This is a genomic window from Hymenobacter psychrophilus (assembly GCF_900107135.1).
Lineage (GTDB): Bacteria > Bacteroidota > Bacteroidia > Cytophagales > Hymenobacteraceae > Hymenobacter > Hymenobacter psychrophilus.
In genome coordinates this window covers 39,427-53,564 of record NZ_FNOV01000002.1, presented here as the reverse complement: position 1 = coordinate 53,564, position 14,138 = coordinate 39,427, and the positions used below count along the sequence as shown (strand labels likewise).

Genomic DNA, 14,138 nt, shown 5'->3' with positions numbered 1-14,138 from the left:
GAAAACAGTGCCAGCGCCGGCGGCATCCTAACGAAAACCCGGGCTGGGGTGTTGTCTGCGCCCTTCATCAGGCCCGCAATTGCCGGGTAGCTGGCACAGGATCAGCCAGAAAAATAGCTGCCCGGCTCGGGGTTTAGGTTGCGGGGGCACTAGGGAAAGGGGTAAAAGCGGGGTTATCTTCCTCGCGGTTTCTGCGTAGAGGATAAGCCGCGCACCAGCTCCGGCGCGTGGCTTATCCCTGCCCCGTTCTTCTATGGCTACTGCCGCTACCCCCCGCCCCAAAACCAAGAAAAAACGCCTCGCTCCGCTGCCCGCCGCCCACGAGCTCTACAAAGACCCTGCCCGCCAGGCCGAGCTGGCCGGCCTGCGCTACCTCACCGACGCCAAGCCCGGCCTGACCCGCGAAACCACCCGGGCCGGCAAGATCCGCTACCGCACGGCCAAGGGCGAGCTGCTTACGGACGAAAAAACGCTGGCCCGCATTGGCGGTTTTGTGATTCCGCCGGCCTGGACCGATGTCTGGATTTCGCCCTCGCCCAACACCCACCTGCAGGTAACCGGCCGCGACGCCAAGGGCCGCAAGCAGTACCTCTACCATGCCGCCTGGGACCAAGCCCGGGCCCTGACGAAGTTCAGCCGCCTGCAAGCGTTTGGTGAAAACCTGGCCGACCTGCGGGCCCGCATGCACAAGGACCTGGCCCGGCCCCAGCTCGATAAAACCAAAGTGGTGGCCCTGGTGCTCACGCTCATGGACCAGTCATTTATCCGGGTGGGCAACAAGGAATACGCCAAGAAGAACAAAACCTACGGCCTGACCACGCTACGCGACAAGCATGTGGACGTTAGTGGGGCCGACGTGCGTTTTAGCTTCGTAGGCAAGAAGGGCGTGCCCCACGACCTGACCATCCATGACCGCAAGCTGGCCCGCATGGTACAGAAGTGCAAGGAAATTCCGGGCCAGCACCTGTTTCAGTACTACGCCCCCGACGGCCACCGCCAGGAGCTCGAATCGGGCGACGTGAATGCCTACCTGCACGAGGCCACCGGCCTGAGCCTCTCGGCCAAGGACTTCCGCACCTGGGGCGGCACCGTGAAAATGGTGGAGGCGCTGGAGCGGATTCTGGACGAAGAGCCCGAGTTTCCGCGGCCCAAAACGCTGAAGCGGGCCATCAAAGACGTGGCCGAAAACCTGGGCAATACGCCCACCGTGTGCTCCAAGTATTACATCCACCCCCAAGTAATCGAGCTATTCAATTCCAATCAACTCCTCGATTACTTACGGCGCCACGACCCCGATCCGAGCCAGAAAGACCTGCTCACGCCTACCGAGCACATGGTGCTGGAAATGCTGGGGGAAATTGAGGGTTAAAAAATTGATCGTAAGAAAGCAAAAATGGCCGTTGAACGACTCCTGCAAAGGGAAGTTCAACGGCCGTTTTTGATTTCTTACGCTCAATTCTTAATGGAAACTCACCTCCCCGATCCATCCCGGTCGAAGGCGTGAGACAGCACGTTGTGGGCAGTTTTGTCCTTGGTTTCGGGGCCGGGCCGGAAGTCGTTGTTGCGGGCCGTATCAAAGAAGCGGGTGCGTTTGCGTAGGCCGGCCACGCGGGAAGAGTCGCGCACCAGGTCTTCGTGGGGGCCGCCGTAGATGTCGATGAAGGGCGAGCGGCGCACTTTTCCGGACACCAGAAACTCGTCTTTGCCCTCCAGACCGTACAGGCGCACAGTTTCGGTTTCGCGCGGGTCGAAGCTGCGGTGGTACAGCAGCCGGCCCTGGGCCTGCCCGGCGGGTACCTTCTCCAGCGAATACACCGACACCACGGTAGCCGTGTCGCTCAGGCGCTCCACCACAAACCGTTCCTGCTCGTTGGTGCCGGCCACCAGTACCTCCTTCGCCTGCAGACGATAGAATTTGTCGGCCAACTGGGGCAGCCTGGTGCGGCGGGCCTGCAGGGCCGCAATCATGCGCGGGCCCTCGTAGGCGTACACGGCGGGCGGCAAACCCTGGCGCACGGCCTGCTCAATCACTTCGTTGGTAAGGCGCTGCTGCAGCTCGCGGGCCGTAGCCAGGTAGGTGGCGCGCGGTACGGCCGGCAGCACCCGGCTGTCGATAAACGAGGCGTTACGGGTGTAGCCGGCAACGCTTTCGTAGTCGGGGCCGAACGTGCGAAACTTGGCCACCACCTTGCTGATTACCCAGGAGGCCCAGCCATCATCAAACCGGAAAAATACTTGGTCGCGGTCCTGGGGCACCGGCTTCCAGAGCTGCTGCCGGTCGGGCTGCGCGTAGCCGGCCCAGCTCCACTGGCCTTCGTGCCGGTCCCAGTCGCCGAGCCACATATCCAGCAGGCGGGCTCGCACAAAAGCTGTTCCGTCGAGCTGGTCGCGCTGGTTTTTATAGCGGTCGGGTAGTACTTCTTCCGATTCATTGAGGTCGCGGGCGCCGGCCACCGGCCCGTCAATGTTCTGCCGGCCCTCGTACTTGCGCTCCACCATCACCACCCGGCCCTGAAACCGCTCGGACGCGGGCCCGAGCCCGGTTTCGTCGGGGCGCACATAGTAGGGGCGAGGGGAGGTATGCGGTACACCGGCGGCCTCGGCCAGCGGCGGCACCACAAAGGCCCCGTAGGGCATGGCTGCCGAAGTGGCGTCGCGTACGGCGCCGTATATAAATGTTTCTCTCAGTACTTTAGGCAGCGTTTTTTCGGGGTTTTTGTCGATGGTACGGACGGCGTAGCTGCGGCCCGCCGAGTCGGACATCGTCAGGCTTGTGGTTTGGAAACCGCCGCCCATCTTCACGAACTTCAGCCCGCCCGGCGCCAGCTGTTCGAGCCGCAGCACGGGCAGCGTTACCGGCTCGGCCCAGGCCCGGCGGTAATGCGGGCCCAGCACAAAACGGCCCAGCGGCCCGCGCTGGTAGTGGCGGCCGGCTGTTACCAGCGCACTGTCGGCGGTAGGGGGCAGCGCGCTGGTGTGGGCCAGGCGGCCATCGGGCTGAAAGAAGGGTTTGCGGTTGCAGGCGGATGCGCTCAGCAGCAGAAAGGGTAAGGCGTAACGGTAGTTCATGCAGGACGGAAAGTTCGCGGCAGTGGCTTGTGCTACGTAATTAGTCGGTGGTTGTTGGTTTCTCAACAACCGTTGGGCCCGGCTTTGCGCTATAAGGGCAGTCGGTTCGCTTGGCGGCGGCCGCTCCGTTGGCTCTCCTGTTTCTGTATTGTGTCTTTTTCCTTCTCTTCGGCCTGGCTGATGGCCGGCCTTAGCAGCGGCCTGCTGCTGCTTTCCTGCTCGGCCCCGGCCCAGCATCCGGGCGCTGCTCCGGCGGCTCACCCCATTGTCGGCCCCGACTCGACGGTGCTGGTGGCCGCTGGCTCCCAGTACGACCGGGGTAGCATTCACCGCTTTTTCTGGGGTACCCACTACCGCGACCTGTGGAAGCTGCCGGTGCGGGTGCCGGTGTTCAACCTGCGTACGGCCGTGCCGGGTGGCCTGACGCCCATCAAGGAGGGCGGCTCGTTTCAGACCAAAAACCTGCGCCTCGTCGATCAGAGTGGCCGCGAATACGTGCTGCGCTCCGTTGATAAGGATGCCACCCGCGCCCTGCCCGAGGGCCTGCGCGAAGGCCCCGTGGGCCGCATCATGAAGGACCAAACCAGCGTCATTCATCCATACGGCGCCTACGTTGCCGCGCCGCTGGCCCGTGCTGCCGGCCTTTACCACACCAATCCGCGCCTCGTGTACGTGGCCGACGACCCGGCGCTGGGCGAGTTCCGGGAAGGTTTCGGTTACGCGCTTTACCTGTTCGAAGAGCGCCCCGATGGCGACCAGACGCCGGTGACCAGCTTCGGCAATTCGGCGCGGGTGGAAAGCTCGCGCAAGGTGTTCACCAACCTACTGGCCAGCTCCCGGTTTCAGGTAGATGCCCGCCAGTACCTGCGCAACCGCCTGTTCGATATGTTTCTGGGCGACTGGAGCCGCCGCGAGGACCAGTGGCGCTGGGCCAGCTTCCCGGCCGCGGCCGGCGGTACCACCTACCAAGCCATTCCGCGCGACCGGGACCACGCTTTTTTCAAGTTTGATGACGGCCTGCTGACCCACATGATTGGCTGGGTGAAAACCAACTACCAGAGCTTTCACGAGAAAATCCGGCTGGCCGACGTGGAGGGCCTCAACCGCGCCGCCCAGCCCATGGACAAGTCGCTGCTGCCCTACCTAACCCGCGACGAGTTCCGGCAGGTAGCCGACTCCCTGCGCGGGGCGCTGTCGGACGAGGTGATTGCCCGCGCCCTGGCCGTCTGGCCGCCCGAAGTGCGGGAGTTGAGCCAGGCCGAGTTCACGCGCAAGCTCCGCGCCCGCCGCGACCAGCTGCCCGCCGTAGCCGAAAAGTTTTACGAGCTGCTGGCCCGCGACGTGGAGCTGCCCGGCACCGATGAGGCTGAGCGGTTTATAGTGGAGCCCGCCGGGCCCGACGCCGTGCGGGTGCAACTGCTGCGCCGCACCCCCCAGGGCGATACGCTGCTGCACCAGCGCACTTTTTCGGCCGCCGAAACCCGCTCCATCAAGCTGTTTGGGCTGGGCGGCGACGATGCTTTCGAGCTGCGTGGCGAGCCTACCGGCCGCATCCGGCTGAGCATCTACGACGGCTCAGGCCAAGACCTGATGGAAGCCACCCCACCGCCCACTAAGCGCCCCGGCAGCCGCCTTACCATCTACGAAAGCGGCGACGGCAACACGCTGCGGGTGGGCAAGTTCGAAACCAAAGCCTACCAACCCCAGGCCCAGGAGTTCGACGCCGCCGGCTGGCTCCTGCGCCACCGGCTGTACTAGCGGCGGTGCGTACCTGGCCCAGTAAATAGCGCGAAACCAGCCTGTTGTTGCGAAAGGGCAGCGCATCAGAACAGTACCGGGCAAGCAGCCTGTCACTTAGCTGAAGTGCTGCTAACCACAAAGCCCCCGACGCCAGCACAGGCGTCGGGGGCTTTGTTTATAAAAGGCTACGGGAGCAGAAACAGACACTCCCCAAACTTACCGTAACAGTTTACCCGTTCAGCGAGTCGCGCATTTATCTGTTTGCGGTTTGCTGCAGCCAGCTGGTAGCGGCACCTTCGTCGCTGAAAAGCTGCACCTGATATTCGTTTTTGGCCGCCAGAGTTGAGGATTGAGCCAGCACGGCCAAAGGCGTAGCCGGGGTCGTGCCGGGCTGCCAGGTGGCTGCTACCAGGCAGGCCAGGTGTACGGGGCGGTTGTTGAGGGCCGGGCTGAGCTCGGGCAGGTATTCCTGGGCAAGCCAGTCGACCATTTCGGCGTTGGACTGGGAACGACGGCGCGAATCGATGAGCCAGTTGCCGGCCTGGTGCCGGATGGCAGCCTGTAGTACTTCGGTATAGCCCTGCTGCAACTCGCTTTTTGATACATCGCGCAGCCAGCGAGCAATGAGCAGGTTAAGGTCGGAACGGAAGGTAATGGAAAGCGTGGGGGTATCGGCAGGCATGCAGGAATTAAACAACTGGGCAACTCATAAAGCCAAAGATACGGCCTGTTTGACGAACGGGCGTTTGGGCGGGAGGCCGCCGGCTGGCCGGGAACAAATATGCTGACGCATTGGATGAGCGGCTGCCGGACGCATCGTATATTTGTTGCTACTCCAACTAGCAATGCGCGTTTTCGCCGCCCCCGATTACCTCACCCTGCAGTACCGGTCCGATCTGAACTTCCTGGTGGCCCGCTGGATGCGCCCGGTTTCTGACGCTGAAACCCGCCAGGGCTACACGCTTATTCTGGCGGCAGCCCGCGACTGCCACTCTCCCTACTGGCTGCTCGACGGCCGCCGCCGCCAGGCCGCCGAGCCCGCTACCACCCGCTGGGGTCTGGAGGAGTTCTTTCCGCAACTGGGCGCCGCCCTGGGCCAGGTTGTTTCCATGAGCCAGCTGCTTTCTCCCAGTTATCAGGCCCTCACCGATACGCAGGTGGTTTTTCAGCAGGCCGAGCAGCAGGGCCCCACGCAGGGCTACCACATGCGCCGTTTCAACGACGAAACCCAGGCCGTGAACTGGCTGCGCCAGCAGCAGCAGGGCGCTAGCTGAACACCTTCACCTTATCCTTGTGTTTGGTACGCAGGTACTGGCGGATAATCTGCTGCACGTCCTTGTTGTCGTTGTAGCGCGTAATGGCGTCCCGGAAGTCTTCGAAGCGACGAGCCGAGAAGGTTTCATCGATGTAGCCGAAGCCCAGATAGCGGCCGTTTTCTACTACCACAAGGGTTTTTTCGTCGGGCCTGCGGCCAACTCCCAGTACCACAAACGAGCCGTGCTCGTAGGTAAACGACTCGATGGCCGCCTCTACGCGCTTGTTGTATTCCTCGGCCGGTTCCAGGCCCAGGCAGGCGCCTTGGCAGCGGTGCACCTGATAGTCGAAGCAGGCGCCCGGTGTTTTATATAGGTCGCAGAGCTTTTGGCACAGGTTGAACTTGGCCACCTTATGAAACAGGAAGCCCTTGGCCTTGAACTGGTTGCCTAGCGCAATGAGCGGGTGGGACTCGGCGTGGTCGTCGGCGCGGCCGTAGTACAGGCGCTTGTAGCCCTGCTCGTCGGTGCGCAGGAAAATGCCCGCCGGAAACACCGACCGCCGCTGCTGCCGGTTGTAGAGCGGCTTGAGTCGCTTGATTTCGTGCGACTCGTAGAGCAGCGCCACCAACTCCGAGCCCGTCAGTTCCCAGGTAATTTCAGAAATCGAGTTCTTGAACTCGATGCTCTTGCGCGATTTGTAATCGACGGCGAAATGCTGCTGGATGCGCTTGTAGATATTGATGCTCTTGCCCACGTAAATCACCTCCCCGGCCTCGTTGTGGAAGTAGTACACGCCCGCCTCCTGGGGCAGCGCGGCCACATGCTGGGGCGTGATGTTGGGCGGCAGCAGAGCAGTTTTGATAGCCTCCTGCACCGCCTTCATCTTGCGGGGCGACGGCGCCTTGGGGGCCGCAACCGTAGTTGTGGTGGCCGTGGGCCGGCGGCCCGATGGCGCGTTGGCATCAACCACGGCCAGCGTATCGGCCGGGCTCAGGCCCTGGGCAGCCGCGGGCGCTTCCTGCTCCTGGCTGATATCGAGCAACCGCCCGAACAGAATGGCCGTGGCCGCCGCGTCGCCGGCGGCGCGGTGGCGGCCATTAAGCGGAATGCCGATGTTCTGGCAGAGCTTGCCCAGGCTGTAGCTGGGCTGGCCCGGCATAAGCGAGCGGCTGAGGCGCACAGTGCACAGCGTTTTGCGCGAATACGTGTAGCCTAAATCGCCAAACTCCTTCTTCAGAAACGAGTAGTCGAAGCGCACGTTGTGGGCCACAAACACGCAGCCTTCGGTCATCTCCACCACCTTACGGGCCACCTCGTGGAAGCGCGGGGCCTCGCGCACCATGTCGTCGGTGATGCCGGTGAGCTGGGTGATGAAGAACGGAATGGGCCGGCCGGGATTGATGAGCGAGCTGAACTCGTCTACCACTTTCTCGCCATCATGAATGTAGATGGCAATTTCGGTGATGCGGTCCTGGGCTGGCTGGCCCCCGGTGGTTTCAAGGTCGATAATGGCGTACAACGGCGGTTCTTAGAGCTGTTAGCTAGCAGCGGGTAGCTGATAGCACTTGTTCTGAATATACCCGGCAGGGCTGAATTGGCTAAGCAGATTGGTAACAAAGATACCCGCCCGGATGGTTGCACAAGTTATCGAACCCAACAGGATAGCCATAAAACCAAAAAAGAAGCCCACCGGGTGGCGGGCTTCTTTCAAACAAGCTAATGGCTAACAGCCATCAGCTAATAGCTAAACAAGCCTAGCGGCCTTTCTGCTCGGTAATCCAGTTTTTGGTCGACAGAATGTCGCTGTGTTGCTGCGCGATAACGTTGCGGGCTTCGGCTGGCAGTTCGTTCGACTTGAGCGCCGTTTCGTAGCCTTGCAGGGCCGTGGCGTCGCCGGTTTCGCACTCGCCCAGAATGGCCGAGTCGTCCTGGCCCGTAATAGCCGATTTGATATTGATCCAGCCGCGGTGCACGGCGGCGGCGGCATCAGTCAGCGCGCCTTCCACGGTGCCTTCCTGCTCGGGGTTGATGCCAAACTGCTGGGCGTGCTGGGTCAACTCGGAAGCGAATTTGGCCCGTTGCTGGCTGAACTGGCTCAGCTTGGATTTCAGATCGGGGCTGCTGACGCCTTCGGCAGCTTCCTGGTAGCCTTTGGCGGCCGTTTTGTTGAGTTCTACAAGGTCGTTGTACGCGCGGGCAGTTTCGCCGGTGATAGTAGCCATGGGTAGGAGAGGTAAGGTAAAAATATACGCCGCACCAAGCGGCGTCAACTGCTCCTTATACTGCTGCAAACCGGGGCCGGGTTGCGTACAAAATTAGGGTCAGGCCGGGTGGCTTACTGCCCATCGGGCCGGCCCAGCAGCCGGTTCCAGAGCCGGTGCAGCCCCCCCGGCTGGCTTGACTCGGGCTTGGTGGAATCGTCACCATCGGCTGTGTCGCCGAGTAGGAAGCCCCAGGGCTCGGTGGTTTTGTTGGCGTCGAGCACCACTTTAATCACGGCCATCAGCGGAATGCTCAGAATCATGCCCGGCGTGCCCCACAGCTCGTTGCCCAGAATCAGGGCCAGAATGGCCGCCAGCGGGTTGATGCTCACCTGCGAGCCGGTAATCATGGGCGTAATGAAGTTGCCCTCCAAGAACTGCACCACCACAAACACGCCCACTACCAGCGCCGCCTGCACGGGCGAGCCGGTTTCTACCAGCGTAACAATGGCCGGAATGGTGGCCCCAATCAGGATGCCGATGTAGGGAATGATAGCCAGTACCGAGGCGAAAATGGCGAAGAAGATGGCAAATTTCACCCCCAGCACCAGCAGCCCGATGCCATTGAGAATGGACACAATGACAATCACCTTCAGTAGGCCCGAAATGTAGGCCTGCACCACGGTCTGGATGCTGTCGACGGTATGGAGGACGGCCGTGCGCTTGTCGGGCGCCACGAAGCGGAACATGAACTGGCGCAGGTGGTCGCGGTAGAGCAGCAGACAGAAAATGTAAATCAGCACCTGGGCCAGGTTGCTGAGCACGGTGGTAGTGGTGAGCAGAGTGGTGCCCAGGTAAGTACCGCCCGACTTCTTAACGGCCTTGAGCGTGGCGTCTTTCAGATCATTAACGCTCATAGGCTGGTAGCCAAACTTGCGCTGAGCCCACTGCTGGCCGTCGCGGAAAAACTCCAGCAGCTTGTCCTGCAGCTTGGGTAGCTCGCTCTGAAACTGGGTGAGTTGGGAGCCGAAGGCCACGATAACGCCGGCAAACACGGCCAGTAGCAGCAGCAGGCACATGATAATGGCCAGTATCCGCGGCACCTTATGGTTTTCGAGCCAGCGGCAGATGGGCAGCAGTAGCAGGGAAAACAACGCCGCAAACAGCAGCGGCAACAGAATGTCGTCGAGCTCGTGCAGCGTGTAAATCAACAGCACAGACCCCAGCATGAAAAAGGAGAACTGGATAAAAGGGTTCTGCCGGACTTCGGGCGTGGGCTTGTGGCCGGTAGGGGGGAGATGATGTTGCGCGGCAGGAGTAATCATTTTACTAATATGGTTGGGAAGTAGTGGAACGTGAAAAGAAATGTAGGCAGCGCGTAGCTGCATTTGTCGGAATGAACGGGGGCAGCGTTAGGTTGAAAAAAAGGAATTTGCTAACTTTACTAGCGAAATAACTCAGTGGAAAAGGGTTGTTTTCTGCGTTATTTTGCCTTTCCCTTTGATTCGCGCACTTTCCTGATGGCTGAAGAACAGATATCCGTTGCCACCCACGGCTACACCGAAGACAGCATCCGCTCGCTCGACTGGCGCGAGCATATCCGGCTCCGGCCCGGCATGTACATCGGCAAGCTCGGCGACGGTTCGGCCTACGACGACGGCATTTACGTGCTGGTAAAGGAAGTTATCGATAACTCCATTGACGAACACGTGATGGGTCATGGCCGCACCATCGAAATCAAGATTTCGGAGGACAAGGTGCAGGTGCGCGACTACGGTCGGGGCATTCCGCTGGGCAAAGTCGTGGACGTGGTGAGCAAGATTAACACGGGCGGCAAGTACGACAGCAAGGTTTTCCAGAAGTCTGTGGGCTTAAACGGGGTCGGCACCAAAGCGGTTAATGCGCTCAGCAATTACTTTCTGGTGCAGAGCGTGCGCGATGGGCTGATGAAGTCGGCCGAGTTCTCGCAGGGCATGCTCACGAGCGACCCCAAGCCCCAGAAAACCAGCCAGCGCAACGGCACTCTCATGGTGTTCCAGCCCGACGACACGGTTTTTAAGAACTACAAGTTCTACCCCGAATACCTCGAGAACCAGATCTGGAACTACGTTTACCTCAACGCCGGCCTCACCATCCACTTCAATGGCCAGAAGTACTATTCCGAGCACGGCCTGCTCGACCTGCTTTCGCGCAAGGCCGACCCCGAGAGCCTGCGCTACCCCATCATCCACCTGAAAGGGGAGGACATGGAACTGGCCCTGACCCACGGCAACGACTACGGCGAGGAATACTACAGCTTCGTGAATGGGCAGTATACCACCCAAGGCGGCACCCACCTGGCCGCTTTCCGCGAGGCCATCGTGAAAACGGTGCAGGATTTTTTCGCCAAAAGCAACAAGGTAAAACGCTACGATGCCGCCGACATCCGGGCCTCCATCATCGGGGCGGTTTCGGTGCGGGTGCAGGAGCCGGTGTTCGAGAGCCAGACCAAAACCAAGCTCGGCTCGCTGAATATGGGCCCCGATGGTCCCACGGTGCGCAACTTTGTGATTGACTTCATCAAGGAGCACCTCGACAATTTCCTGCACTCGAATTCCGCTACCGCCGAAGCCCTCAAAAAGCGCATCGAGCAGAGCGAGCGGGAGCGCACCGACATGGCTGGGGTAAAGAAACTGGCCAACCAGCGCGCTAAAAAGGCCAACCTGCACAACCGTAAACTCCGCGACTGCCGCTTTCACTTTGGCGAAGGCAAGCACGAAGAGGAGGCCGAAACCACCCTGTTCATCACCGAGGGCGACTCGGCTTCGGGCTCCATTACCAAGAGCCGCAACGTGCAGACCGAGGCCGTCTTCAGTTTGCGCGGCAAGCCATTGAACTGTTTTGGGCTGAAGAAGAAAATCGTGTACGAGAACGAGGAGCTCAACCTGCTCCAGCACGCGCTCAACATCGAGGAAGGCATTGAGAACCTGCGCTACAACCGCGTGGTGATTGCCACCGACGCCGACGTGGACGGCATGCATATCCGGCTGCTGCTGCTCACGTTCTTTTTGCAGTTCTTCCCCGACCTAGTGCGCAACGGCCACGTCTACATTCTCGAAACACCGCTGTTCCGGGTGCGCAACAAGAAAACGACCATCTACTGTTACAACGAGAGCGAGAAGCAGGCCGCCATGCGCCAGCTCGGCCGCAACCCCGAAGTCACGCGCTTTAAGGGCCTGGGTGAAATCAGCCCCGACGAGTTCGGTAAGTTCATCGGCGAAAACATTAAGCTCGAGCCCGTGATTCTGCAGGCCGAACGCTCGGTACAGCAGATTCTGACTTATTACATGGGCAAGAATACGCCCGCCCGTCAGGAGTTCATCATCGACAACCTGCGCCTCGAAAAAGACCTCGTGATTTCCGACGTGCTGCCGCTGGCCGAAGTGCCGGAGGAGGATCTGGCGTAACTGTTTTGTGGTGCCTGCCTGTCCGGCCCCGCTCGATGCGAATCGAGCGGGGCCGTTTGTTTTAGGGTGGTGCCGGAATCTAGTGTTGAGCTTGGCTGGCTGGTAATAGGTATTTGATTTTTTTTATATATAATTATCCTCTTCCTTTCTGTCTATCTACCTACTTTTGTTTTCTCGCTCTTCCTGAAGGTACATGCTATGCCATTGATGCGCAGCCCCACTGGCTGGTCGGGGGGGTATTGGTTCCGGGTTGTCTGGATTGCGGTTGGGCTGCTCGCTCCTGCAGCGCAGGCCGCTAATGGACCGGGCGCAATGGTCGCCCAGACCCGTCCAAAGCAAGGGCTGCCGCAGGCAAACGAGGCGCTTAGCCAGGGCCTGCAGCAGGCCCGGCGCCGTTTCCGGCAGGCGCAGGCCCGGCACATCGACAGTCTGCAGGCCCTGGTGCAGGCCCACCCGCAGGCCGATACAGTGCGCGTGAAACTGCTGCTGAACCTGGCCGATGAAATGGAGGCCTTCGATGTACGGGCCGCGGGGCCGGTAATCCGGGAGGCCGTGACCCTGGCCCGGCAGGTGCGCTACCGGGATCTGTTGGCCGAAGCGCTGCTGGACCTGGCCGATTATCATATCGCGCTAACCGATTATCCGGCCGCTACGGCTCGCCTGCGGGAATCGCGTGCCGAATTCCGGCAGGTGCAGGATGTTGGCGGGCAGATGCGTATCCTCAACCGGCAGGCCATTATAGCCGACCGGCAGGGGCGCTACGTGGAGGCCCTGGGCTACTGCTACCGGGCCCGGGCCATGGGCTCGACCGGCAACGAGCGGCGCTTTCATACCACCCTCACCATTCAGACGGCCAGCATTTACACCCGCCTGGGAGAGTACACCAATGCCCGGACCTTGCTGCTGGCCGCACTGCGCGTTAGCCGCATCCATGACTACCCGGACCGGATTAACCTGATTTTCAATGAGCTGGGTGAGCTAAGCCGCCATCAGGGAAAGTGGGCGGCGGCCCGTCGCTACTACCAGCAGAGCCTGATTGTCAGCCACCAGATCAACGACCTGCCCGATGTTCTGGCCACGGAGCTGAATCTGGCCGAAGTAGAGCAGCACCAGGGCCACTACGGCCGCGCGCTCCGGCTGGGCTATGGGGTGCTGCACCGGGCCCAGCTGGCCAGCCTGGTTTCCCTGATTCCGCGGGCCCAGGTGGTGCTGGCGCAGGCGTCGTTGCGCAACGGCTGGCCGGATAGCGCTATCTGGTATGCCCGGCAGGGGTGGGAGGGCAGCCAGCGGATGCGGTTTCAGGCAGGAATCCGGGATGCCAGCCAGGTGCTGGCCGTGGCTACTGCCCAGCGCGGCCAGTTTGCAGAAGCCTACCGGGCGCAGCAGCGGGTTACGGTGTACAACGACAGCCTGAACGGGGCCGATGTCTCGCGCCGTATCAATGCGCTTCAGTTCAACCAGGAGCTGCAGCAGCAGCGGGGCCGCTACCGCCAGCTCAGCCAGCAGCGGGAGCTGGAGCGTCTGCGTACCCAGCGCAACATGCTACTGCTCTCGGGGCTGCTGGTGCTGGCGGTGCTGGTGGGCGGCGGCCTGCTGTGGCGCTACCGCCGCCAGCAGGCCCGCGAAACGGCCTTGCGCACTCGCCTGGCCGCCAACCTGCACCACGATGTGGGCACGCTGCTAAGCCAGATTTCGCTCCAGAGCAGCCAGCTTCAGGAAGGGCTGGCTGATGCCACCAGCCAGCGGGAGCAGCTCGGCCAGATTTCGGAAGCCAGCCGCTCGGCCATCCGCCAGCTCAACGATGTGGTGTGGAGCCTCGATGCCCACAACGACCACCTGCCCGACCTGCTGGCGCGCATGCGCGACTACGCCCACGATGTGCTGGGTAACGCCGGGCTGGAAGTAGTGTTTGAGGCGCCTGCCAGTTTGCCCCAACAGCGCCTGCCGGTACTGTTGCGCCGCAACCTCTACCTCATCTATAAAGAGGCCCTGCACAACGTGCTCAAGCATGCCCGCGCCGCCACCCGCGTTACCATTGAGCTGCGGATTCTGGATAGCGGCCGGCTGGTACTCAGCATATCCGACGATGGGCAAACCGAAGTAGTGCCGGTGCCGGAGAGTGCGCTACCCTACCACCGCCGCACGGCCCACGGCCTGCGCAACATCAGCCAGCGGGCCGCCGCGGTGGGGGGCGAGGCCACGGCCGGCTCCGGCCCGGGGGGCTTCCGGCTACGGGTGCAGATACCCCTGAGCAGCGGGTAGAGAAGGACGATACCGAGACCCGGCATCCCGCCCCCAGCCCGAAAAGGCTGAAACCGAATAATGCAAATGAATCATAAAAGTTGGTAGTGCCGAAGCTATGAGCTTCGGAAGCCTATACTTGGGTGTGAAGCGGTTGTTTGTTTTGGCTAATTTTGTTAGTTGCA

Annotated in this window: 10 protein-coding genes; 5 read left to right on the top strand and 5 right to left on the bottom strand. The window is 61.4% G+C overall.

Going from position 1 to position 14,138, the window contains the following annotated elements; all coding sequences use genetic code 11:
* The first annotated feature begins 253 nt into the window (after positions 1-253).
* Positions 254-1,369 carry a DNA topoisomerase IB gene (locus BLW21_RS02690; protein WP_092737665.1) on the top strand — a complete coding sequence of 372 codons (1,116 nt, stop codon included), beginning with the start codon at positions 254-256 and terminating at the stop codon, positions 1,367-1,369.
* A 101-nt stretch (positions 1,370-1,470) separates the two neighbouring features.
* Here BLW21_RS02690 and BLW21_RS02685 read toward each other — a convergent pair whose 3' ends face one another.
* Entirely contained in the window at positions 1,471-3,069 is a 1,599-nt protein-coding gene (locus tag BLW21_RS02685; RefSeq protein ID WP_092737663.1) for a hypothetical protein, read from the bottom strand.
* Positions 3,070-3,219: 150 nt separating this feature from the next.
* Here BLW21_RS02685 and BLW21_RS02680 point away from each other — a divergent pair, with 150 nt between their 5' ends.
* Complete coding sequence (locus tag BLW21_RS02680; RefSeq protein WP_139255061.1) at positions 3,220-4,827, top strand: hypothetical protein; 1,608 nt, start codon at positions 3,220-3,222, stop codon at positions 4,825-4,827.
* A gap of 235 nt (positions 4,828-5,062) precedes the next feature.
* Here the strand turns inward: BLW21_RS02680 and BLW21_RS02675 are convergent, their stop codons facing one another.
* On the bottom strand, positions 5,063-5,491 hold the full coding sequence (locus BLW21_RS02675) for a hypothetical protein (RefSeq protein ID WP_092737659.1): 429 nt from the start codon (positions 5,489-5,491) through the stop codon (positions 5,063-5,065).
* 163 nt (positions 5,492-5,654) lie between these two features.
* On the opposite strand from BLW21_RS02675, the gene BLW21_RS02670 reads away from it, so the two are divergent.
* Positions 5,655-6,083, top strand: a complete 429-nt coding sequence (locus tag BLW21_RS02670) for a hypothetical protein (RefSeq protein ID WP_092737657.1) — start codon at positions 5,655-5,657, stop codon at positions 6,081-6,083.
* Here BLW21_RS02670 and BLW21_RS02665 read toward each other — a convergent pair.
* From BLW21_RS02665 to BLW21_RS02655, 3 genes are all read right to left on the bottom strand, one after another.
* Positions 6,076-7,584, bottom strand: a complete 1,509-nt coding sequence (locus BLW21_RS02665; protein WP_092737655.1) for an exonuclease domain-containing protein — start codon at positions 7,582-7,584, stop codon at positions 6,076-6,078. The genes BLW21_RS02670 and BLW21_RS02665 overlap by 8 nt on opposite strands.
* Positions 7,585-7,819: 235 nt before the next feature.
* Positions 7,820-8,287, bottom strand: a complete 468-nt coding sequence (locus BLW21_RS02660) for a ferritin-like domain-containing protein (RefSeq protein ID WP_092737653.1) — start codon at positions 8,285-8,287, stop codon at positions 7,820-7,822.
* Between the two features lie 113 nt (positions 8,288-8,400).
* Positions 8,401-9,591, bottom strand: coding sequence for an AI-2E family transporter (locus BLW21_RS02655; RefSeq protein ID WP_092738314.1), 1,191 nt, complete (start codon positions 9,589-9,591; stop codon positions 8,401-8,403).
* A gap of 195 nt (positions 9,592-9,786) precedes the next feature.
* Between BLW21_RS02655 and BLW21_RS02650 the strand changes: the two genes are divergently transcribed.
* A complete protein-coding gene (locus BLW21_RS02650) occupies positions 9,787-11,712 on the top strand; it encodes a DNA topoisomerase IV subunit B (RefSeq protein ID WP_092738313.1) in 1,926 nt (641 codons plus the stop codon).
* 207 nt (positions 11,713-11,919) lie between these two features.
* Positions 11,920-13,974: a tetratricopeptide repeat-containing sensor histidine kinase gene (locus BLW21_RS02645; RefSeq protein ID WP_175470837.1), complete on the top strand. Its 2,055-nt coding sequence runs from the start codon at positions 11,920-11,922 to the stop codon at positions 13,972-13,974.
* Positions 13,975-14,138 lie beyond the last annotated feature (164 nt).

What these genes read in the sequence shown, in the direction of transcription:
- BLW21_RS02670 (WP_092737657.1), top strand. Translation starts at nt 5,655, where the DNA reads ATGCGCGTTTTCGCCGCCCCCGATTACCTCACCCTGCAGTACCGGTCC.
- BLW21_RS02660 (WP_092737653.1), bottom strand. Translation starts at nt 8,287, where the DNA reads ATGGCTACTATCACCGGCGAAACTGCCCGCGCGTACAACGACCTTGTA.
- BLW21_RS02675 (WP_092737659.1), bottom strand. Translation starts at nt 5,491, where the DNA reads ATGCCTGCCGATACCCCCACGCTTTCCATTACCTTCCGTTCCGACCTT.
- BLW21_RS02655 (WP_092738314.1), bottom strand. Translation starts at nt 9,591, where the DNA reads ATGATTACTCCTGCCGCGCAACATCATCTCCCCCCTACCGGCCACAAG.
- BLW21_RS02645 (WP_175470837.1), top strand. Translation starts at nt 11,920, where the DNA reads ATGCGCAGCCCCACTGGCTGGTCGGGGGGGTATTGGTTCCGGGTTGTC.
- BLW21_RS02650 (WP_092738313.1), top strand. Translation starts at nt 9,787, where the DNA reads ATGGCTGAAGAACAGATATCCGTTGCCACCCACGGCTACACCGAAGAC.
- BLW21_RS02690 (WP_092737665.1), top strand. Translation starts at nt 254, where the DNA reads ATGGCTACTGCCGCTACCCCCCGCCCCAAAACCAAGAAAAAACGCCTC.
- BLW21_RS02685 (WP_092737663.1), bottom strand. Translation starts at nt 3,069, where the DNA reads ATGAACTACCGTTACGCCTTACCCTTTCTGCTGCTGAGCGCATCCGCC.